Raw genomic sequence first — 20,230 nt, 5'->3', positions numbered from 1 at the left:
CGACAGATGCAACCGCTGCGGCTCCGGGGCGCGCCGTGCGCGCCCCGGATCGTGCCGCTGGCTTTAGTTGCGGCTAGGGAAAATGCCACTGACGCAGATGATGTACTGTATCGTCTGGAACGGTGGTACGGTGGCCACGTTGCCGGTGGTGGTCACGTTGACCGGCGCCACCACGGGGGTGCCGTTGCCGGTATTGCCAACGGTGACCGTGCCGCTGCCGCCGCCGCCAGACACGGTCGCCGTGGCGGCATTGAGCTTGGTCAGCGTGCCGCCGGCGGCATACAGGAACGGTGTGCTGGTGCCATCGGTGGCGCCCGCGGCCAGGTAGCCGTTGGTCAGGGGGGCCGCTGAGGTGCCATCGTCGGTGCTGACATTGATGTCGACGGTGATGGGCGCGCCGCCGCCGCCGGCCGTAAACGTCGCGGGATGGTTGTGGGCCGGCAGGTTGGCGACGGTCAGGGTGGCGGTGGCGGAGCCGGTGCCGGGCGCGACAAACGTGCTGGACAAGGTGCCGCCGGATGCGCCGTTGGTGCCCGAAATGCGGCCCGCCACGTTGGCCGGATTCTGGCCCACGGCCACGCGGCCGCGCAAATCGGGCAAGGCAAAGGTGTTGACGCCGTCGCCACCATATTGCGTGCCGATCAATGCAAACAGGGCGGAGTTGGTGTTAATGCTCAACAACTGGCCGTTGCACGTCATCCAGCCGCGCGGTGGAAAGGAAAAGCCTACGCCGAGTATGGTACCGAGAAATGCATCCATGTTCATTACCCTTCAAATGAGAACTTCGATATTATGTCGCCGGGATCGCCAGGCCGGCCTGAGTGAAACGCATCCAGCCTGGACATATTAAGTCAGTTTTAAAACAGGGTGCTGAAATTTGCAATACGGCGTTATTTTAAAAATACAACGCACCTTACATCGTGTATATGCAAAACAAGTAAACAGTAATAATCTTCTGGCCGCTGCCACATGCGGCAAGCCGCGCGCTGTTATCAGTTGCGTTGTGGAAAAACGCCTTCCACGGCGATGATGTATTGCATTGCCAGGAAAGGCGGCGTTGGTGCGCTCTGCGCCGTTAGCGTGATCGGCGTGATGACCGGCTGGCCGCCACCGGTGCTGGCGTTGGTGACGCTCGGGCTGAAGCTGACCTGTCCGCTGGCCTTGGCCAGCGCGACGCTGCCGCTGGCGCCCAGCGCCGGCAGGTACATATTGGTAACCGAGGTGCCCGACGACGCGGCGGTGGCCAGGTAGCCGCCGACCGTCGGCGCAGGGTCGGTGGCTTCATCCAGCGAGGCGGTCAGCGTGACGTCGACCGTCGACGAGCCGCTCGACACGGTGGCCGCATGGGTGTGCGGCGGCAGGTTCGCTTCCGTCAGCGTGAAGCCGGCGGGGCCGCTGCTGACCAGGCGCACATTGGCGCCCAAGGTATCGCCCACCACGCCTTGCCGGGTTGGCACGCCTTGGGCATTGACGGGCGCGGTGACGATGCGGTCCGGCGCGACGGTGTTGTTGACCGCCACCGGAATGCGGCCGCGCAGGTCGGGCAGGTTGAAGGTGGTCTGGCCATTGCCGCCAAACTGTATCCCGATCAGCGCATACAGCGCGGCATTGGTTTGAATGTTGAGGGTCTGGCCGTTGCAAAACATCCAGCCTTGCGGTGCAAAGGTGTAAGGGCACAACATGACACTACCTAAAATCGGATCCATGCGTGTTCTCTTTCAAATGATGGAAATGAAAAGACAGGCGGCGCGACAACGCCGCTGGGGGAATGCTGAGGCTTCTGCATGCAAGGATCAGCCTGCCGTAAGCTGAAAAGAAAAATCCGCATGGAATATGCTGGCGGCATAGGCTTGCATGTTCTTCCTTTCGAATCTGGAATACGGCAGTGTCTCGCTGCCGATTGAACCGGCGCGGCATGGAGTAGATATATTAATTCAAAATTTTAAAAATATCTATTAATTATCGCGGCCATATTATTATGTATGAATATGCAACTGTAGCGCTTGCAATTGCTTGTGCAGAAGCGGCGACGATAATAAAATGGCGCGCCGCGGCGGCCTCATGTTTTGACGTTTCGTGCCGTTATAGTTGTGTGTGCTCCGCATGCGTTTGCCTGCGTGGCGAAAAAAAATTATCAAAAACTGAAAATTATCATTTTTGCCCATGCTCCCATCAAGGCTCGGCAAGGAAGGACAGCCATGACTTCTGTTTCTCCCATCGCAAGCTGGAATGCCGGTACCGTGCGTGCTGCCGCCACTGCCGCCAGCCGCGTCGAGGCTTCGTCCTTGCCATCCAATACCTCTTTTGACACGTCTTCCAGCATTGTTGCCCTGGCTGCCGCCGCTGGCCCGCGTGCCACCCAGGCCACTGCCGCGCCGTTGCAGTGGGAACGCGCGTCACGCGACCAGGTCAGCGACCTGATGGCGAAAAATTTTGCAGCGCAAGGTGCCAGTGGCCGTTTCAGCGGACTGGGCGCGGCGCTGCTGGACCAGTTGAAGGGCGGCGCGACCCAGCTGTCGCAGACGGCGCAGCGCGCGCCAGGCGGCGTGCCGGCCGATACCTATGCCGGGCTCGCCACTGGTGTGTCGGGCGCCTTGCACGGCATGGGCAGCGACAAGTTCAGCCTGGGCATCACCACCAGAGGCGGGGTCGAGGTGAAGCTGTCGCTCGACAGCGACGGCGACGGCCTGGCCGTGCAGATGACGGCCAGCGGCGACCTGTCCGAGGACGAAACGCGGGCGCTGGGCAAGCTGGCCACGGCGTTCCAGGCGGCCATCGACGGCATGGCGCAGGACCCGCCGCAGATCAGTCTGGGCGGCCTGATGCAGTTCGACAGCAAACAGCTGGCCTCGCTCGACCTGCGCGCGCAGGTAGGCCTGAACACGGAACCGCCCAGCGTGCAGACGCTGTCGTTCCAGGCCGACGCCACGCAGCGCAAAGTCAGTTTCAGCGGCGCCGCCGGCAGCCTGGACGTGAAGGTCGATGCCGGCAAGCCGGCCAGCCTGGGCAGCGCGGAGCAGCAGGCGCGCGCCATGAAAAGCTATATGGGCCAGTTCGACCAGGCGGCCACGCGCGGCCATGCGGACGGCGCCCTGATGACGCTGTTCAAGGATACCTTCAGCACCCTGCACAGCACGGTGGGCGATGCATCGCAGCTGAGTCTGGGCGGCACCGCGCCCGGCAAGTGGCAGCTGGCCGCGCAGGACAGCGCACTGCTGACTGGCCTGGCCGATTTTTCGGCGTCCGTTTCGCAAACGCCGAAGATGGAGAACCCGATGCGCCTGTCCGAGCAGGATGCGTTTGCCTATGAAGTGGGGCAGAGCACCAGCATCGGTGGCCGTAGTATCGATGAGCGCGCCATTTCGCAGAAGCAGACGTCCAGCCTGAACGCCAGCTTCCATATGCCGCTGGTCGCCGGCACCTCGCTGAACCTGACCACCGCCGCCGAGTCGCAGAACTACACGTATCACCAGATCGACGACCAGGCCAGCAGCGACGCCAATATCGTCTACCAGGATGGCAAGCTGGCCAAGGCGACTCTTGAGCAGTCGTCGAGCCAGTCGACCCGCATCCAGCGCTACGAGATGGGCAAGCTGAAGTCGGACCTGACCACGCCGAGCGAACATTCGCTGCTGCGCGACCTGGTGTCGGCGCTGGCGCCGTACCAGGCGGGGCAGACGCATCTGAATGCGGAGCAGAAGGCGCAGCAGCGCACGCTGATGCTGCGCGAGCTCAATGACGATGTGTTTTTGAAGGCGGACGCGGGGCGCTGAAAGTCAAAAAGCCCATCCTGTTGGCGGGATGGGCTTGTGTATTGCGGCGCGATGGCTCACGCCTTGGCCTTGCTTTGCCGTATCGCGTAGCCGATGCCCAGCACGCCCAGCCAGACCGGGATCAGATACACGGAAATGCGCAGGCCCGGCGTCAGGAACATGATCACCAGGATGCCGGCCAGGAACGCCAGGCACAGGTAGTTGGTGAGCGGATAGCCCAGGCTCTGGAACGCGGTGGTCTTGCCTTCCAGTTTTTTCTGCGCGCGGAAGCGCAAGTGGATCCAGCTGATCATGGCCCAGTTGATGATCAGGGCCGACACCACCAGTCCCATCAGCACTTCGAACGCTTCGCCGGGCATGAAATAATTGACCACCACGCAGATGCCGGTCGCCAGCGCCGACACGCCCAGCGCCACCAGCGGCACGCCGCGGCGGTTCAGGTGCAGCAGTGCGCGCGGCGCATTGCCCTGCTTGGCCAGGCCGAACAGCATGCGCGTGTTGCAGTACACGCCGCTGTTATACACCGACAGGGCGGCCGTCAGCACCACCACGTTCAGGGCGGTGGCCACCAGGTTGCTGTCGAGCGCATGGAAGATCAGCACGAACGGGCTGCCGCCGGTGACCACGTTCTGCCACGGGTACAGCGACAGCAGAATGCCCAGCGCGCCGATATAAAAGATCAGGATGCGGTAGATGGCCTGGTTGGTGGCGCGCGGAATCGTGGTGCCGGGATCGTCCGCTTCGGCGGCCGTGATGCCGACCAGTTCCAGCCCGCCGAACGAGAACATGATCACGGCCATCGCCATCACCAGACCCTGCCAGCCGTTCGGAAAAAAGCCGCCGTGCTGCCACAGATTGGCGACGGTGGCCTGCGGGCCGGCGTCGCCGGACGCCAGCAGGTAGGCGCCGAACACGATCATGCCGATAATGGCCACCACCTTGATCAGCGCAAACCAGAATTCCATCTCGCCGAAGGCTTTCACGTTCAGCAGGCTGATGGCGTTGATCACGCAGAAGAACACCAGCGCCGAGACCCAGGTGGGCACGTCCGGCCACCAGTACTGCACGTAGATGCCCACAGCCGTCAGCTCGGCCATGCTGACCAGTACATACAGCACCCAGTAGTTCCAGCCCGACAGGAAGCCGGGCAGGTGGCCGCAATATTTGTCGGCAAAGTAGCTGAACGATCCCGCCACCGGTTCATCGACCACCATCTCGCCCAGCTGGCGCATGATCAGGAAGGCGATCACGCCCGCGATGCCATAGCCGAGCAGCACGGACGGGCCCGCCATCTTGATGGTTTGCGCGATGCCCAGGAACAGGCCCGTGCCGATCGCGCCGCCCAGGGCGATCAGCTGGATATGGCGGCTTTTCAGCCCGCGCTTGAGTTCCGTCGTTTCGGTGCTGCTGACTGCCGTCATCTTGTTTTATCCTGTTTTCATGGGTGGCCAAGGCCAGTGATTCTAATGCATGAGCTGGATAAACAGCAGGGAAAACGATGCTGCACTGCGGGGGCGCAATTCTGCATCCCGCCTCGCCGCATTCAGGCCGGCCTGCTGCCGACGACCGCCGGCTCGTAGACGGCCAAAAACTCGGGCGGCAAGCGCCGCGCGCGGCCGCTGCTCAATTCGATGCAAATCAGCTCCCAGCGTCCGCGCACCACGGTGGCGCCATCGCTGTCGCGTACCAGCTGGAAGCGCCGCTCCATGCTCGACCGCCCGTCGCTGGCGCACAGCCAGGTGGACAGGCTCAGCGCCTCGCCTTCATGGGTGGGCAGCAGGTAGTCGTATTCGCCGCGGCGGATTGCCATCGCCCGGTCGAGCCGGCGGTAATCGTCCAGGTCCAGTCCCAGCGCTTTTGAGTGGTGCCAGGCGACATGTTCGCACCAGCGCACATACACGGCGTTATTGGTGTGTCGCAGGCCATCGATATCGCCGGCCTGCGGCGTGACGGCGACGGTGTGCGGCTGCGGATAGTCCCAGTTCAAGTGGCGTCCCTTCATGATCGTGAGTCGATCGGGGATTGTACTGTCCGCTGCGCGGCCAGGCACGATTTTTACCCTTGATGTATGATGCATCATAAATTGAAAGATGCTGACATGACCCATCAACTCGATCATCTGTCTCACGCCAACCTGGGCAAATCCGTCCATGCGCGGCTGCGCGAGGCGCTGGCGGCCGGGCGCTTTCGGCCCAACGACCGGCTGCGCATCCGCGAGCTGGCGCTGCAGCTGGGTACCAGCGTCACGCCCGTGCGCGACGCCATGCTGCAGCTGGTGCAGGAGGAAGCGCTGGTGCTGCGCTCGCCGCGCGACTTTCGCGTGCCGGTGCTGAGCGTCAAACGCTATCTGGAAATCCGTGCCCTGCGCGTGGAACTCGAAGGGCTGGGCGCGGCGATGGCGGCGCAGCAGGCCGACGCCGCCACGCTCGATCATCTGGAACAGCTGCTGCTGGCCAATGAAGTGGCGATTGCGCGCCAGGACCTGGCCGGCGCGCTGCAATGCAACCAGGCGTTTCACCTGGGGCTGGCGCAGGCGTCGGGCATGCCGACATTGAAACGCTTTGTCGACCATCTGTGGATGCAGACGGCACCGCTGATCGCCGCCGGCTATGCAGCCTTCACGCCCACCATGCGGGTCGGGCATCACCGCGCCATTATCGATGCGCTGCGCGCGCGCGACGGCGAGGCGGCGCGGCAGGCGATGGCGCGCGACATCCTCGATGGCGGCGCGCAACTGCTGGCCTATGTGGGGCAGATGGAGCAGGGCGCCACCGTATACGAACAGGAAAAGGAAGAAGATGAATAATCTGGAACATGAGAACGAGCAGAAGACCGCCATCGTCACGGGCGCCAGCCGCGGCATCGGCCACGCCGTCGCCGAGCGCTTTCGCAGCCTGGGCTGGCGCGTGATCACCGTCTCGCGCAGCCCGATCCCGCTCGGCTGCCCGCGCAGCCAGGAGCACAACACGCACTTCTGCATGGATCTGTCCGACCTGAGCCAGATCGGGCAGATGGTCGACATGCTGCGTCCGATGCTGGTGGGCGGCAAGCTGCACGCGCTGGTCAACAATGCGGGCGTGTCGCCGAAAGGGCCGGGCGGCACGCGCGTCAATTCGCTGACCACCGACATGCAGACGTGGCAGGAGATGTACAACACCAATTTCTTTGCGCCGCTGGCGCTGACGCGCGGTTTTGCGCAGGAACTGTCGACCGCGCACGGCTCGGTGGTCAACCTGTGCTCGATCGCCGGCTACCGCGTGCATCCGTTCGCCGGTTCGGCCTATGCCAGCTCGAAGGCGGCGCTCGCTTCCCTGACGCGCGAAATGGCCAACGACATGGCGCCGATGAACGTGCGCGTCAACGCCATCGCGCCAGGCGAAATCGACACGGCCATCCTGTCGCCCGGCACTTCCCACATTGTCGACACGCAGATCCCCATGCGCCGCCTGGGCACCACGGCCGAGGTGGCCGACCTGGTGGAATTTTTGTGCAGCGAACGGGCCTCGTATATTACCGGCGCCGAGATTCCGATCGATGGCGGACAGCGGATCTGAAGGCTGGAGTCCGACCCGCAATGCCGCCAACGCAGAGGTCATTGCCAACGGTGGCGGGGCTCTGACCCCGGCTGTCATGCGGCCTGGTCTGGCGGGCGACATCAAATCGGGGGCTGGCTACAATAACAATCTTGTACGACGAGGCTGCTTCCGGCAGTCCCGCTTCGTGTATCCCCACTTATACAGGAGTCAACAAGATGAATCTACGCAGCCTGCTTTCCTCCGTCCTGATTGGCGCCGTCGCCAGCGCCCGTTCGATGACGCCGATGGCCACCATTGCGGCGGCCCGCCTGGCCGGGCGCCATACCACCGGCCAGCTGGTCTTGCTCGACCGTCCCGTATTCAAGGCCGGCGCGCTGGTAATGGGCGCCGCCGAACTGTATGGCGACAAGATGAAGACGGCGCCCGACCGCACCGTGTTCCTGGGCCTGCTGGCGCGCGTGCTGAGCGCCGGCATTGCCGGTGCTGCATTGGCGCCCGAGGGACGCGAAAAGACGGGCGCGGCGGTCGCGGTCGCCACGGCCGTGCCGCTGGCCTACCTGACGCTGGCCGGCAGGAAGGAAGCCATGGCGCGCATCGGCCAGACCAAAAGCGGCCTGATCGAGGATGCACTGATCGTGGCGGCAGGCGTTGCCATCGTGGCCTTGTCGACCAAACCGAAGTAGTCCATTGACAGGCCGGATCGACACCGCGCACCTGCTATTGGCGCATGCTGCTGCCGATGCCGGCCCATCCTGATCAGTGCGCGTCCAGCTGCGCCTGCAAGGCGGCCACGACCAGCGCATGGTCGTCTGCCTGCGCCAGGCCCGACACGGTGACCGTTCCCACCATGCCCACGCCCCGGATCATCAGCGGAAAGGCGCCGCCATGGGCCGCATATTCCATCGTGTCGAGGTATGCGACGTCTTCGAACGTCTTGCCCTTGCTTTTGTAGCTCATCCCCATCGCATACGAACTGCGCGCAAAGCGCTGCACGGTATTGTTCTTGCGCCGTATCCAGTCGGCCTGGTCCGGCGTGGCGCCGCTCATCGCGTAGTGGAACAGCACCTGGCCGTTGCGCGTGATATTGACAGTGACGGCCTTGGCCTGCTTGCGCACTTCTGCGACGATCCACAGGCCGACGGCCAGCGCGGTGTCGCTGTCGAAGCGGTCGAATTGCAGGGTTTCTTCCTGTTGCGCCAGGGTGAGCAATAAATCGTCGTACTGTTCCATGTGTGATCGGGTAGAAGTGGGTCGTAGCGCTACTGTAACCGACGCCACGCCTTTTTTCACGGCGCGCTAGAATACGCGCATGAACCTGTCCCTGTTTGACGATGACGATTACGCCGCCATCGGCCCCGCGCCGCTGGTGCCGGGCACGACCGCTTCGACCCTGCTGCGCGGCTTTGCGCTGCCGGCAGTCACGCAACTGCTGCAGGGACTGGACGCCATCGTGCAGGCGGCGCCCCTGCGCCATATGGCCACGCCGGGCGGACTGCGCATGTCGGTCGCGATGAGCAATTGCGGCCAGCTGGGCTGGGTAACGGACGCGCGCGGCTACCGCTATGTGCGCCAGGACCCGGCCAGCAGCGAGCCCTGGCCGGCCATGCCGCCTGGCTTCCTGCAACTGGCGCAGGATGCGGCGCAGGCTGCCGGCTACCCCGGTTTCCTGCCGGACGCCTGCCTGGTCAACCGCTACCTGCCCGGCGCACGCATGGCGTTGCACCAGGACAAAGACGAGTGCGACTTCACGGCGCCCATCGTTTCCGTCTCGCTGGGCCTGCCTGCCACCTTCCTGTTCGGCGGCAACGCGCGCAGCGACAAGGCGGTGCGTATCGCGCTCGTGCATGGCGACGTGGTGGTCTGGGGTGGCGCCGACCGCCTGCGCTTCCATGGCGTGGCGCCGCTGAAGGACGGCGAGCATGCGCTGCTGGGATCGCAGCGCATCAACCTCACCTTTCGCAAAGCCTTATAGGCACTTGCTAGCGCGCCATCGACGTATCGAGCGCCTGCGCAAACGCGATATGGTTGCCGTCCGGGTCGGTCAGCATGATGGTGCGCACCTGCGGCGTGGAGCTGAGCGCGCCATGCGCCACGCCGACCAGCTGCAGATGGCTGGCCAGCGCCCCGATATCGTCGACGGCCAGCGTTACCGAGCCGCCGCCGGCGCGGTCCGGCTGCTGGTACAACTGCAGCCAGCCGCCCCGCTCAAACTGCCACTCGGCCACTTCCGGCATCGGCCGCGATGCCGCGGGTTTGCCCAACAGGCGGGCATACCACAGGGAGGAGGCTGGCAGGTCGCTGACGGCCAGGCTGGCAATCGCGTTCACGATGGTCATGGCGGACTCGCTTTCTTGATAGTGAAAACTGGAATCAAAAAGTGCCTTGCTTTTGCCAATTCTAGCCTACACTGAAAACCATTCAAGCTTGCGGAGGTGCATGATGGGGCAGAAAATCGATCAGGATAGCGCGCTGGAAGCGGAACTGGAGCGCGAACGGCAGGAGCATGACCTGCTTGACGAAGAGAAAATGGGCATGGGCGAGCTGGAAGAAGAGCGCATGAAACCGCGGCGCTTCCCGGTCGAACCGAAGGAAGAGCGCGCCTGAGCCGGTGGTGGCAGGCGAAATGGTGCTGGCATGGCAGGCAGCGCGTCGGTACAATTTCGCTTTGCCATCTGCCCTAGCTCCGGAGGCCCATGAAATTCCGTTTTGCCGCATCAGCACTGATCGCGTTTGCTTTCAGCATCTCGACCAACGCCCAGGCCGCCACTATCTGTACCGCCATGGGTGACGCCGCCACGGGCGCCGTGGTACTGCAGGAAGGTAACTGCATCGAGCGCGTTACGCCTGCCTCCACCTTCAAGATCGCGCTCAGCCTGATGGGCTATGACGCCGGTTTCCTCAAGGACCAGCATGCGCCGCGCCTGCCCTACCAGCAGGGATATGTGGATTGGGGCGGCGATGCTTGGCGCCAGGATACCGATCCGGCGCGCTGGATGCAGTATTCGGTGGTCTGGTATTCGCAGCAGATCACGCAGGCGCTGGGCGCGGCGCGCTTTCAGAAATATACGCGCTCGCTCGGCTACGGCAATGCCAATGTAGCTGGCGACCCGGGCAAGGACAACAGCCTGGAGCGTTCCTGGATCAGTTCCTCCCTGAAAATCTCGCCGCTCGAGCAACTGGGCTTCCTGCGCAGACTGGTCAACCATCAACTGCCCGTCAGCCGTGCCGCCATCGACGAGACCGCGCGGCTGACGCGCCTGGCGGATTTGCCTGGCGGCTGGCAGCTGCATGGCAAAACGGGCGCGGCCTTTCCGCGCAAGCCCGACGGCAGCTTCGATGAAGCGCATGGCTATGGCTGGTTTGTCGGCTGGGCCAGCAAGGGCGAGCGCACCTTTGTCTTTGCGCGGCTGGTGCAGGATGAGCAGGCGGGCCAGCAGTCGGCGGGCCTGCGCACGCGCGAGGCGATGATCCGTGAATTGCCAGCCATGCTGGAACAGGCGCAGCAGTAAGTTTCTTCTGCTGTGTTCCGCCAGGCTATGCCTGCGCCCTATATACTTGCCGAAACGGATATTCCGGCAACAGACAAGGGCAAGGCATGGCATCAGGCATGGAGCAGTTTCGGGCGAAAGCAAAACAATGGACGGCGCGCGGCAAGGATCAGGCGGCGCGCCTGGCCCGGCATGGCGGTGCCCGCCTGGCAGCGTTATACGGACGCGGCCATGCACACCTGATGGCCTTGCCGGCGGGACGGCGCGCGCTGGTGATGGCCTTGTGGTCTTTTCTGGCCGTGCTGGCGCTGCTGGTCGCCTACCTGTTGCTTCTGATTCCCTTGACGCCCAGCATCCACGACCTGCGCCAGGCGCGCACGGCGGCGCCCAGCACCATGGTGGCGGCCGGCGGCCAGGAACTGGCCCGCTTCGACCAGGGCCTGCAGGAGCGCGTCACGTTGAAGGATATTTCGCCGAACGTGGTCAGCGCCCTGATCGCCACCGAAGACCACCGTTTTTATGATCACCACGGTGTCGACTTCAAACGCCTGGCCGGCGCCATGTTCCACAGCCTGACGGGCGATCCGCAGGGCGGCTCGACCATTACCCAGCAGCTGGCACGCAATATGTTTCCGGTCGAAATAGGCCGCTCGCGCAGCCTGAACCGCAAGCTCAAGGAACTGATCACGGCGCTGAAGATCGAGGCGACCTACAGCAAGACCGAGATCCTGGAGGCCTATCTGAACACGGTACCGTTCCTGTACAACACCTTCGGCATCGAAATGGCGGCCCGCACCTATTTCGACAAGTCCGCCGCGCGGCTCGATATCCTGGAAAGCGCGACCCTGGTCGGCATGCTCAAGGGCACGAATTACTACAACCCGGTTGGCAATCCCGAACGTTCGCTGCAGCGCCGCAACGTGGTGCTGGGCCAGATGCGCAAGCACGAGGTGATCGACGAGGCGCGCTACAAACAGCTGATCAAGCGGCCGCTGCGCCTGCACTTCGAGCGCCAGAGCGAACGCGCGCAAACCGACAGCCATTTCACGGCCTATGTGCGCAAATGGCTGATCGACTGGGCCGATGAAAACGACTACAACCTGGAACTCGACGGCCTGATCGTGCACACCACGCTGGACATGGACCTGCAGCAGGCGGCCGAGCGCGCCGTCGAACGCCAGGCCAATGCGCTGCAGGCGATCGCCGACGTGGAATGGGCGCGCGCCGGCGTGCCGTCGTCCACCTCGACCGGCATGTTTGCCTCGATGCAATCGGGCAGCGTGCCGTTCGATTACTTCTGGAAAACGCATCCGGCCCTGCTTGACGCGTTCGTGCGCGAGTCCGGCGAATACCGCAAGCTGGTGGCCGCCGGCAGTGCGCCCGACGAGGCGCTGGCCCAGATGAAGGGCGAGCGCGCCTTCATGAGCGCCCTGCGCAAATCGAAAACGCGGCTGCAGGCCGGGTTCGTGGCGATGGACCCGACCACTGGCGCGCTGCGCGCCTGGGTCGGCAGCCGCGACTTTGCGCGCGAGCAGTTTGACCACGTGGCCCAGGCCGCGCGCCAGCCCGGTTCCACCTTCAAGCCCATCGTGTATGGCGCTGCGCTGGAAAAGGGCCTCAGTCCCGAACACGTGTATCGCGATGAAGTGATGGACATCAAGGCGGCCGACGGCACCAAATGGCGCCCGACCGACATGAGCGGCACCACCGGTCGCGACATGACCATGCGCGACGGCCTGGTGTACTCGAAAAACACCATCACGGCGCAGGTGATGCAGGATGTCGGCCTGCCGCCGATTATCAAGCTGGCGCGCGCGCTGGGCGTGCGTGACAGCAAGCTCGCTTCGGTGCCGTCGCTGGCGCTCGGTACCAGCCCCGTCACCTTGCTGGAAATGGTCAACGCCTATGCCAGCATCGCCGCGCAGGGCCAGGCGCGCATGCCGTATGTCGTCACGCATATCACCGACCGCGACGGCAAGCTGATCGCCCGTTTCGGCGAAGACAAGCCGAAACAGGCCATGTCGGTCGAGTCGGCCAATACCCTGACCGACATGATGCGCGGCGTGATTGACCGTGGCACCGGCACGGCCATCCGCAACCGCTTCGGCGTGCGCTCCGACGTGGCCGGCAAGAGCGGCACCACGCAGAACAATGCCGACGGCTGGTTCATCCTGATGCACCCGGAACTGGTGGGCGGCGCCTGGGTCGGCTTCAACGACGCGCGCGTCACCATGCGCAGCAACTACTGGGGCCAGGGCGGCCACAACGCCGTGCTGGTAGTGGGCGACTTCTTCAAGACGGCGCTCGATACGGGCAAGCTGTCGCGCGACGCCATCTTCCCGGGCGGCAAACCACCGCCGCCACCGCGCCGCATCGAAGCGATGGAGCCGGAAAACGAGCCGGTGGAAGAGGGCGGCGACATGCAGCAGGAAGGCGCGCCGGCCGCGCCGCTGGCCATGCCGCCCGAAGACAATGGCGGGCAGGAGTCGAATGGGCGGGCCGTGCCGCAGGATGTGCCGGCGCCGCTGCCGGTGCCGGCGTTCCCGGTGCCGCAACCGCAGGGCTGAGCGGCTTTTCCAAGGACCTCTGCATGAGCAGCATCGCATTCAAGCACGGCGACATGATTACCGATATCGGCTTCGATATCGTGCTGCACTCGCTGCTGTCCACGGTGGCGCTGCATCTGGAAGGCGGCAACTGGGGTGGGCGGTTTCCGCTGATTATGTGCAAGCTGTACCGGGGCAAGCTCGATGCGCAAGATGCAGTTGCCGCCTTGCGCGAGCTGCAGGCAATGCAGGCAGGCCTGGCCAGCCTGAGTCCGGACCAGGTCGTGTGGGATATCAACGACCTGGCGCGCCAGCCGCCGTGGGGCAAGGCCATCAATCCCGGCACCACCTCGATGGCCAACTACCACGCCACCGTGGAGAGCACCAACCTGCTGGACGAGATGCTGGCCTGCGTGGCGGCGCTCGAACAACAGGGCGGCGTGCTGGAGATTATTCCGTTTGACGGCATCGAGCCGTTTTATTACGTGAGCTGAACGTGCCAAGCGCCAGAATTACCATTTTGGCTGGCGTGACCATCGCAGCACCTTGGCAAGCCTGACCCTCACCGTCTGATCCTCACCCGTTTCATACTCCAGCCACAGTACGCCTTCTTCGATGCTGATCCATGCGTCGACAATACGCGTGTCAAACGGCGTCGCCGTATCCTTGATATCGATTTTCATCCGTCCGGACTCAACCGTTAGCGCACGTATCACCCGTGTGGTTCGCTGTGTGAACTCGATGAAATAGGCGTGATCGGATTTCTTGCTCATTTGAAGTTTTCTAAATTTTTTCAAATATTACTATATAAATTTTTTTGGCGCGCAAGAAAGACGAACACATCCTTAACTTTACGGCATTATAAAAATTTCCATATGGAAATATTAATTCAAATAGGAAAGATCATTCGCATATTGTCTTCATCTTAAAAAAATTTCACTCAGGAAAAATTTGTTTCATCGAAAAGTATTTTTGTTCGGAATATCCATTTGATTTAATTGCAACAAAAATCATGTTTACATTATTTTAATTTGATCTATATCAATACTTTTTGTGCTGATAATTTTTCGGTAATTCTTACTGCTAGGATACGAACTCTGCACTGTTTCGAGCGAGCGATTCATGCTGAAAAACAACGAAAATTTCCTATTAGAAAATGCTGTCGATGGCAGTCCGGCCGCCTTTAAAATATTGTTTTTTAAATATAAGCCACGGGTAAAGCGATTGGTGAGCCAATATGTAAAGAATCCGCAGGATGCTGACGATATAGTGCAGAGTGTTTTTATAAAGGCATTTCAGGGTTTGAAACGATTTCGTGGGGATTGCGCCTTTTTTACATGGTTATTCTCGATCACCATGAATTGTATAAAAAATGATCGTGAAGGCAGAATGAAAATCGGTCGCGAGCTGGTTTATCTGGTTGAGGTAGACGACCATTTGATCGATCAGGCAGGCTTGCTGGATGAAGACGATCCTGAAGCGATATGCATTGCCAGGGAATCCATTATTGAAATAACCAAATTGATCGACGATTTGCCGTCATTTTTAAAGATGGTTTTATTGCTGCGTGAGAACGAAGGGATGCCTTACGACGAAATTGCCGCGAGGGTGGGCTGCCCTATAGGAACAGTAAGAAGCCGTATCCATCGCGTAAGGTCAGAGATGCGAAAGATACTGGAAGAAGAATGAGCCCGGTCGCCATGAGGAAGGTTGCCCCGGCGCAGGATGGCAGGGTATTTACCCTAATGATATGAACTTACATGGAAAATGAAAACATTATCGGTCACACCGATCAGCTGGAGATGGATCGCCGCCGACGGATCGACGCGCTCACCGCGCAAAAAATAGACGTGGCGATTATCTTCCAGGAGATGCTGGGTACTGCGGTGGCGGCGAAATATTTGTACGAGAATGATGTGTCATTGGCGGTTGCATTACGCGTATTGGTGCACACTCGCAGAAAAGATCCCTCGCCACCGAAAATGATCGGCATGTCGGTGCCCCCGGAAACAGCTGTTTTATCCGGACAAGTGGCAAGGGAAGCCCCGAAAAAAATACCCGGAACCGCGGCGCCTGCGGATGACGGCCGCGATCAATAAGGCAATCGCACGCTCAAGGTCCGCCATTCCCGCCGACGGCCGCATACACCTGACCGGTTGCATAGCTCGATTCACCGGACGCCAGCAACACATACACGCCCGCCAGTTCGGCCGGCTGTCCCGGACGGCCCAGCGGCGTGTCCTTGCCGAAGGTGGGCAGCTTGTCGGGTGGCTGGCCGCCGGTCACTTGCAGCGGGGTCCAGAACGGACCGGGCGCGACGGCGTTGACGCGGATGCCCTTGCTGGCCAGCTGCTTGGCCAGTCCTTTGGTAAAGATCATGATGGCGCTCTTGGTGGCTGCGTAGTCGAGCAGGTTTTCGCTCGGATCGTAGGCATTCACGGACGAGGTGTTGATAATGGCCGAGCCGGCTTTCATCAGGGGGACTGCCGCCCTGGTGATCCAGAACATCGCATACACATTGGTCTTGAAGGTTTCGTCGAAATGCGCGGTGCTCATCTCGGTGATCGAGTCGGCCGAGAACTGGCGCGCCGCGTTGTTGACGAGAATGTCGAGGCCGCCCAGCGCCTTGGCCGCGTCCGCCACCAGTTTCTGGCAGAACGCTTCGTCCTTGATGTCGCCGGGAATGGTGACCGCCTTGCGGCCTGCGGCGCGGATCAGCTGCGCCACTTCGCGCGCGTCTTCCTCTTCGGCCGGCAGGTAATTGATGGCCACGTCGGCGCCTTCGCGCGCAAAGGCGATGGCGGCGGCGCGGCCTATGCCCGAGTCGCCGCCCGTAATCAGGGCGCGGCGGCCCGCCAGGCGGCCCGAGCCCTTGTAGCTGGTTTCGCCATGGTCGGGGCGCGGATTCATCTTGCTGGTGAGGCCGGGCCACGGTTGCTGCTGGATGGCAAATGGCGGCTGGGGATATTGCGTGACGGGATTGGGCGGCACGCCGGCCGGGCGCGCGGCGCCACCCGATTGCGCCATGGCCGGTGCGACGACCGATGCGAGTGCGCCGGTGGCGGCCACGCCGACGAAGTTGCGGCGCGAGCGGTTGGTGTTATCAGCATCCATGAGTTGACCTTTCTTGTAAGCATGCGTGGAGAGAATGGCAAGCAAGGTCAAGCATGCGGTAGTGCGCGCTGAACTACCGTACGGTAACTCACATGTGAGTGATTTTGCTATCTGGCATCATTCAGCCTGGTGAAAGCAGCGGCAAACGCCAGTGCTGCCGCTTGCACGCGCGGCGCACCGACATCGAAAGTGCAGTGCTGCAGGGCAGGTGCCGGTGCCAGGCCCGTCGCGGCCAGCGTGACTTCGGCGGCCAGCGCGCTGAGCATGCCATCCAGCATTACTTCCGGCATGTTCAGCGCCGCATTGTCCGCATGCCCCGCGTCGAGCACGCTGGGCGCGAACGCCATCGAGCGCGCGCCATGGCGGATCGCCTCGCGCATGGCCACTCGGGTGGCACGGCGCAGCACGTCGGACGTCAGCAGGTCCGGATCGCCAAGGCCGATGACCAGGATCGCGCGCGGCACCATTGCCGGCGGCGGCGTGGTGATCAGCAGCGTTTCCATCGGCTGCGCGCGAAAGGCGCCATCGGCGCGCAGCCGTGTCAGCTGGCCAGCGAGCGCCTGGTCCAGGCCCAGCAGGCCGCCGGCGACAGGCGCGCCGGCCACCTCATGTTCAAACATGCAGGCCACGCTCAGGTCGACTTCGGCCAGGGCCGGTCCCCAGGCGACGACGTCGAACACGACGCCATGGGCGGAGCCGATCTGGTGGCGTACCACGGTACGGGATGGTGGCATGGCGGTCATGGCAGCAACTTTCTTTGCATAAGACGATGCGCTCAGCTTAACCGCGCACGGCGCCGCCGGCACCTGCCAGAAGGCAGGCCGTGCGTCACACCGTGTTGCGCATCAACCCCGCATGGCCCACGAACACCTGCAGCGCAGGCATGGTCTGTTCATGCAGCGCTTCCAGTTCTTTCTGCAGTACGGGCGTGACCGCGAGCACGCCGTCAGGCTGTTTGCGCACCGGCAAGCCCAGCGCCTGCGCCATCTCGACCGGGTAGTTGGTAAAGTCGCCATACGGGCGCTTGCCGTCGACGGACGGCGTGGGCCAGTAGCCTTCGGCCAGGTAATCCTCCGCAGCCATGCCCAGCATTTCCAGCGGCATCCACGCCTGGCGGCGCAGCAAGGTCAGATGCCGTCCGGAAAAGGCAAAGCCGGTGTTGCCCAGCGCATAGGTACCCGGCTTGAGGTTGGCCATCTGCACGAAATGCGGCAGCAGCAGCGCCGCTTCCATCAGGCGCTGCGCCGCTGTTGCCGCATCCTTGCCGCCGGTCGCCTGCATCGCCAGCGCAAGCGTGTCGCCTTCGCCCAGCGGGTGTTCCGGGTTGAGCATCGGCGCGCCGCTTTCGACCGGCGACCAGTCGATCCGGAAACGCCGTATCAGGGCAAGGTGCTGGACATTCAAGACCTGGGGCAAGGGTGCTTCGATGGTCGCCAGGATGCGCCGGCGCACGGTGCCGGACAGGCCGGTTTGCGCCGCGCGCGCCAGCACCGGCGAACACAGCAGAACGCTGGCCAGGCGCAGCATCTGGCGCCGCATCACGGTTTCGCTGCGGCTTGTTTCACTTGCTGCTGCTGGAACTCGATGCGGTTGTTCTGGTAATCCCATTTATTGTAGGGACCGAACACGCGCAGGTTTTCCTTGCTGACGGCATTGCCCTGCTCGCGTTTCATGCGCCGTACCAGGGCCGGGTCGGTCAGGGGCGCGGTGGTGGGCGCGAAGACATCGTGCCGCACGCTGGCCTTGGCGTCGTAACCGCGCGAGATCATGGTCAGCTTGCGCGTGGCCGGGTCAAAATACAGGCGCATGGAGTCCGTGTTCATGTCCTGCAGGTACAGGCCGTCATCGCGCCGCTGGGCGTAGAAGAAATCGCTGCAGACGGCTTTTGGCTCGCGCTTCCATTCGCAGGCGAACAGGATCAATAAATGCTTGTCGTCGAGCGGCTTGATCGAAATGCGGCCCTTGGTATAGCCCCATTTGCTGGCCGGCACGGTGGTCGACGAAGCAAGATCGTAGTCGCCGGCGATATCCGTGTTGGCGGTTTGCGCCGCTGCGTTGAACGAGGAGAAGAGGGCGGCTGCCGCCAGGGCAAGTGCACGGGGTGTGCTGCGAAATGAAATCATGATCGAGACAAGAAAGGAAAGTTGCCATATTCTATATGGCAACGTTTCCTCAGGCGCGCGCGTTTGGAAGCGCTTGAGCCGCTTACGCCAGCCTGCTCAGTTCCGCCACGTCAATCTTGACCACCTTGTCGCCGACGGCGGCGACCAGTTGCTTGAAATGCGGCGTGGCTTCATGCTCCGTCAGGGCTGCCTTGTCCGCCCACTCTTCCAGCATGATAAAGCGCGTGGGCGTCTTGTTGTCCAGGTGCAGTTCGTAGCGCAGGCAGGCGCTCTCTGCGCGGCTCGGTGGCACCACCGCTTCGAGCGCGGCGCGCACGGCGGCGATATGGTCGGGTTGGGCATCGATGGTAGCGACGACGATCAGGGTCATGGTATTCCTTGTGATGAGGGTGGGCGCAGCGCTTGCTGCGCGGGCAGCAGGAGCTTAGCGCATCTGGCGCAGGTTTGCCCGACCCTGCCGAGATTCGGTTTTTATGCCGCCTGCAGCGCGGCGATCTGCCCGAACGCGGCGGCCATGGCCTGCGTTTTCACCTCCTCGCTGACCTTCAGTCCCTCGGCGCGCACGATGTCAAATTGCGTCACGCCGACAAAGCCGAAGAAGCTTTTCAGATAGTTTTCCTGGTGGTCGAGGCTGGCCATCGGCGTGCCAGGCGTGTATATGCCGCCACGCGCCGAGGCGACGATCACGCGCTTGGCGCCCAGCAGGCCTTCGGGGCCGTTGGCGCCATAGGCAAACGTCTTGCCCGGCACGGCCAGCGCGTCGAGCCACGATTTCAGTTGAGTCGGAATGCTGAAGTTGTACAGCGGCGCGCCGATCACGATCACGTCGGCTGCCAGCACCTGCTCGAGTGCGGTGGCCAGTGCGGCGGCGTCTTCTGCGCCAGGTGCGGCGGTAAACTGCGGCAGCGGTTCGGCGGCCAGGTCGCGGTAGACGACTTGCGTGGCCGGTGCGGCCGCCCGCAGGCGCGCGGTAATGGCCGCCGTCAGCTGGCGGGTGGTCGAATGGTCGCCGAGGATGCTCGAATCGATATGCAGGATCTTCATGGTAGGCCTTGTTCAGTAGTGTGTCGAGGGTGGTATCATTTTGTACCTGAGGCTAATATAGTGACTAAAAAATGAACGCACAAGAAGGCACTTTTTCCATACCCGGGCACACCGGTGTGACTGTGGACAGCGCCATGGCGCCGGCCACGCACCTGGAACAGCGCATGCGCGAGGAGGGCGGCTATCCGGCCGTCGCGCATTCCTGCCAGCCGGCGACCGATATCCTGGCGCGCGTGGGCGACAAGTGGAGCGTGCTGGTGGTGATGTTGCTGGGCAATGGCAGCAAGCGTTTCAACGAGATGCGCCGCCTGATCGGCGGCATTTCGCAGCGCATGCTGACATTGACCTTGCGCGGCCTGGAACGCGACGGCCTGGTTACGCGCACGGTGTTTCCCACCGTGCCGCCGCGCGTCGATTACGCATTGACCGACCTGGGCCGCTCGCTGCTGCCGCCGATCAGCGCGCTGGGCCAGTGGGCGTTCGGCCACCGCGCGCAGATCGAGGCGGCGCGGCTGGCGTATGACGCGAAAAATGAGGCTGGGCTGGACGGGTTGGCCTAGGGCCTGCCATCAGCTGCGTGGCCGCTGATCCTCTGGCCGCTGCCGG

Annotated in this window: 25 protein-coding genes; 12 read left to right on the top strand and 13 right to left on the bottom strand. The window is 62.7% G+C overall.

From position 1 onward, the window contains the following. Positions 1-63: 63 nt before the first annotated feature. Both RTQ46_RS06430 and RTQ46_RS06425 read right to left on the bottom strand, forming a co-directional pair. Complete coding sequence (locus RTQ46_RS06430) at positions 64-759, bottom strand: tail fiber protein (protein WP_312435339.1); 696 nt, start codon at positions 757-759, stop codon at positions 64-66. A gap of 233 nt (positions 760-992) precedes the next feature. Then, positions 993-1,706: a phage tail protein gene (locus tag RTQ46_RS06425; RefSeq protein WP_312435338.1), complete on the bottom strand. Its 714-nt coding sequence runs from the start codon at positions 1,704-1,706 to the stop codon at positions 993-995. 492 nt (positions 1,707-2,198) lie between these two features. Between RTQ46_RS06425 and RTQ46_RS06420 the strand changes: the two genes are divergently transcribed. After that, positions 2,199-3,773 carry a hypothetical protein gene (locus RTQ46_RS06420; RefSeq protein WP_312435337.1) on the top strand — a complete coding sequence of 525 codons (1,575 nt, stop codon included), beginning with the start codon at positions 2,199-2,201 and terminating at the stop codon, positions 3,771-3,773. 56 nt (positions 3,774-3,829) lie between these two features. On the opposite strand, the gene RTQ46_RS06415 is transcribed toward RTQ46_RS06420, so the two are convergent. Continuing rightward, positions 3,830-5,194 carry an amino acid permease gene (locus RTQ46_RS06415; protein ID WP_312435335.1) on the bottom strand — a complete coding sequence of 455 codons (1,365 nt, stop codon included), beginning with the start codon at positions 5,192-5,194 and terminating at the stop codon, positions 3,830-3,832. A 122-nt stretch (positions 5,195-5,316) separates the two neighbouring features. Beyond that, entirely contained in the window at positions 5,317-5,775 is a 459-nt protein-coding gene (locus RTQ46_RS06410) for a thioesterase family protein (protein ID WP_312435333.1), read from the bottom strand. A gap of 96 nt (positions 5,776-5,871) precedes the next feature. On the opposite strand from RTQ46_RS06410, the gene RTQ46_RS06405 reads away from it, so the two are divergent. The 3 genes from RTQ46_RS06405 (at position 5,872) to RTQ46_RS06395 (ending at position 7,992) form a co-directional block, all read left to right on the top strand. Beyond that, positions 5,872-6,579 (top strand): GntR family transcriptional regulator, encoded by a 708-nt coding sequence (locus RTQ46_RS06405; protein WP_312435332.1) that lies wholly within the window; start codon positions 5,872-5,874, stop codon positions 6,577-6,579. Beyond that, complete coding sequence (locus tag RTQ46_RS06400; RefSeq protein WP_312435331.1) at positions 6,572-7,327, top strand: SDR family oxidoreductase; 756 nt, start codon at positions 6,572-6,574, stop codon at positions 7,325-7,327. The genes RTQ46_RS06405 and RTQ46_RS06400 overlap by 8 nt, the downstream gene beginning before the upstream one ends. A 197-nt stretch (positions 7,328-7,524) precedes the next feature. Further along, complete coding sequence (locus RTQ46_RS06395) at positions 7,525-7,992, top strand: hypothetical protein (RefSeq protein ID WP_312435330.1); 468 nt, start codon at positions 7,525-7,527, stop codon at positions 7,990-7,992. A 73-nt stretch (positions 7,993-8,065) separates the two neighbouring features. Here RTQ46_RS06395 and RTQ46_RS06390 read toward each other — a convergent pair whose 3' ends face one another. Continuing rightward, on the bottom strand, positions 8,066-8,539 hold the full coding sequence (locus RTQ46_RS06390; RefSeq protein ID WP_312435329.1) for a heme-degrading domain-containing protein: 474 nt from the start codon (positions 8,537-8,539) through the stop codon (positions 8,066-8,068). A gap of 79 nt (positions 8,540-8,618) precedes the next feature. On the opposite strand from RTQ46_RS06390, the gene alkB reads away from it, so the two are divergent. Beyond that, positions 8,619-9,281 (top strand): DNA oxidative demethylase AlkB, encoded by a 663-nt coding sequence (gene alkB, locus RTQ46_RS06385; protein ID WP_312435327.1) that lies wholly within the window; start codon positions 8,619-8,621, stop codon positions 9,279-9,281. 7 nt (positions 9,282-9,288) lie between these two features. Here alkB and RTQ46_RS06380 read toward each other — a convergent pair whose 3' ends face one another. After that, positions 9,289-9,645: a VOC family protein gene (locus RTQ46_RS06380; protein ID WP_312435326.1), complete on the bottom strand. Its 357-nt coding sequence runs from the start codon at positions 9,643-9,645 to the stop codon at positions 9,289-9,291. A 100-nt stretch (positions 9,646-9,745) separates the two neighbouring features. Here RTQ46_RS06380 and RTQ46_RS06375 point away from each other — a divergent pair, with 100 nt between their 5' ends. From RTQ46_RS06375 to RTQ46_RS06360, 4 genes are all read left to right on the top strand, one after another. Next, positions 9,746-9,913, top strand: coding sequence for a hypothetical protein (locus RTQ46_RS06375; protein ID WP_312435325.1), 168 nt, complete (start codon positions 9,746-9,748; stop codon positions 9,911-9,913). A gap of 89 nt (positions 9,914-10,002) precedes the next feature. Next, the gene (blaOXA, locus tag RTQ46_RS06370) at positions 10,003-10,818 is read left to right on the top strand and encodes a class D beta-lactamase (protein ID WP_312435324.1); all 816 of its coding nucleotides are present in this window, start codon (positions 10,003-10,005) and stop codon (positions 10,816-10,818) included. Positions 10,819-10,904: 86 nt separating this feature from the next. Beyond that, the gene (locus RTQ46_RS06365; protein ID WP_312435322.1) at positions 10,905-13,364 is read left to right on the top strand and encodes a transglycosylase domain-containing protein; all 2,460 of its coding nucleotides are present in this window, start codon (positions 10,905-10,907) and stop codon (positions 13,362-13,364) included. Between the two features lie 23 nt (positions 13,365-13,387). After that, complete coding sequence (locus tag RTQ46_RS06360; protein WP_312435321.1) at positions 13,388-13,837, top strand: Imm70 family immunity protein; 450 nt, start codon at positions 13,388-13,390, stop codon at positions 13,835-13,837. Positions 13,838-13,855: 18 nt separating this feature from the next. On the opposite strand, the gene RTQ46_RS06355 is transcribed toward RTQ46_RS06360, so the two are convergent. Continuing rightward, a complete protein-coding gene (locus RTQ46_RS06355; RefSeq protein ID WP_312435320.1) occupies positions 13,856-14,116 on the bottom strand; it encodes a hypothetical protein in 261 nt (86 codons plus the stop codon). 349 nt (positions 14,117-14,465) lie between these two features. Here RTQ46_RS06355 and RTQ46_RS06350 point away from each other — a divergent pair, with 349 nt between their 5' ends. Together RTQ46_RS06350 and RTQ46_RS06345 are read left to right on the top strand one after the other, a co-directional pair. Further along, positions 14,466-15,032: a sigma-70 family RNA polymerase sigma factor gene (locus RTQ46_RS06350; RefSeq protein ID WP_312435318.1), complete on the top strand. Its 567-nt coding sequence runs from the start codon at positions 14,466-14,468 to the stop codon at positions 15,030-15,032. Between the two features lie 71 nt (positions 15,033-15,103). Then, positions 15,104-15,442, top strand: a complete 339-nt coding sequence (locus RTQ46_RS06345; RefSeq protein ID WP_312435317.1) for a hypothetical protein — start codon at positions 15,104-15,106, stop codon at positions 15,440-15,442. Positions 15,443-15,455: 13 nt separating this feature from the next. Here the strand turns inward: RTQ46_RS06345 and RTQ46_RS06340 are convergent, their stop codons facing one another. From RTQ46_RS06340 to RTQ46_RS06315, 6 genes are all read right to left on the bottom strand, one after another. Further along, a complete protein-coding gene (locus RTQ46_RS06340) occupies positions 15,456-16,457 on the bottom strand; it encodes an SDR family oxidoreductase (RefSeq protein ID WP_312435316.1) in 1,002 nt (333 codons plus the stop codon). 107 nt (positions 16,458-16,564) lie between these two features. After that, a complete protein-coding gene (locus tag RTQ46_RS06335) occupies positions 16,565-17,191 on the bottom strand; it encodes a M17 family peptidase N-terminal domain-containing protein (protein ID WP_312435314.1) in 627 nt (208 codons plus the stop codon). Between the two features lie 94 nt (positions 17,192-17,285). Beyond that, positions 17,286-17,996 (bottom strand): hypothetical protein, encoded by a 711-nt coding sequence (locus RTQ46_RS06330; protein WP_312435313.1) that lies wholly within the window; start codon positions 17,994-17,996, stop codon positions 17,286-17,288. Then, positions 17,996-18,580, bottom strand: a complete 585-nt coding sequence (locus tag RTQ46_RS06325; protein WP_312435311.1) for a hypothetical protein — start codon at positions 18,578-18,580, stop codon at positions 17,996-17,998. Before RTQ46_RS06325 ends, RTQ46_RS06330 begins: the two co-directional genes overlap by 1 nt. Before the next feature lie 82 nt (positions 18,581-18,662). Continuing rightward, a complete protein-coding gene (locus tag RTQ46_RS06320) occupies positions 18,663-18,950 on the bottom strand; it encodes a putative quinol monooxygenase (RefSeq protein WP_312435310.1) in 288 nt (95 codons plus the stop codon). A gap of 101 nt (positions 18,951-19,051) precedes the next feature. Further along, the gene (locus RTQ46_RS06315) at positions 19,052-19,624 is read right to left on the bottom strand and encodes an FMN-dependent NADH-azoreductase (RefSeq protein ID WP_312435309.1); all 573 of its coding nucleotides are present in this window, start codon (positions 19,622-19,624) and stop codon (positions 19,052-19,054) included. 134 nt (positions 19,625-19,758) lie between these two features. Here RTQ46_RS06315 and RTQ46_RS06310 point away from each other — a divergent pair, with 134 nt between their 5' ends. After that, complete coding sequence (locus tag RTQ46_RS06310; protein WP_409518303.1) at positions 19,759-20,184, top strand: winged helix-turn-helix transcriptional regulator; 426 nt, start codon at positions 19,759-19,761, stop codon at positions 20,182-20,184. The last annotated feature ends 46 nt before the right edge of the window (positions 20,185-20,230 follow it).

This window comes from Janthinobacterium sp. (genome assembly GCF_031995485.1).
Taxonomy (GTDB): domain Bacteria; phylum Pseudomonadota; class Gammaproteobacteria; order Burkholderiales; family Burkholderiaceae_D; genus Janthinobacterium.
The sequence above is the reverse complement of the archived record's forward strand: the minus strand, read 5'-3'. Positions and strand labels throughout refer to the sequence as shown.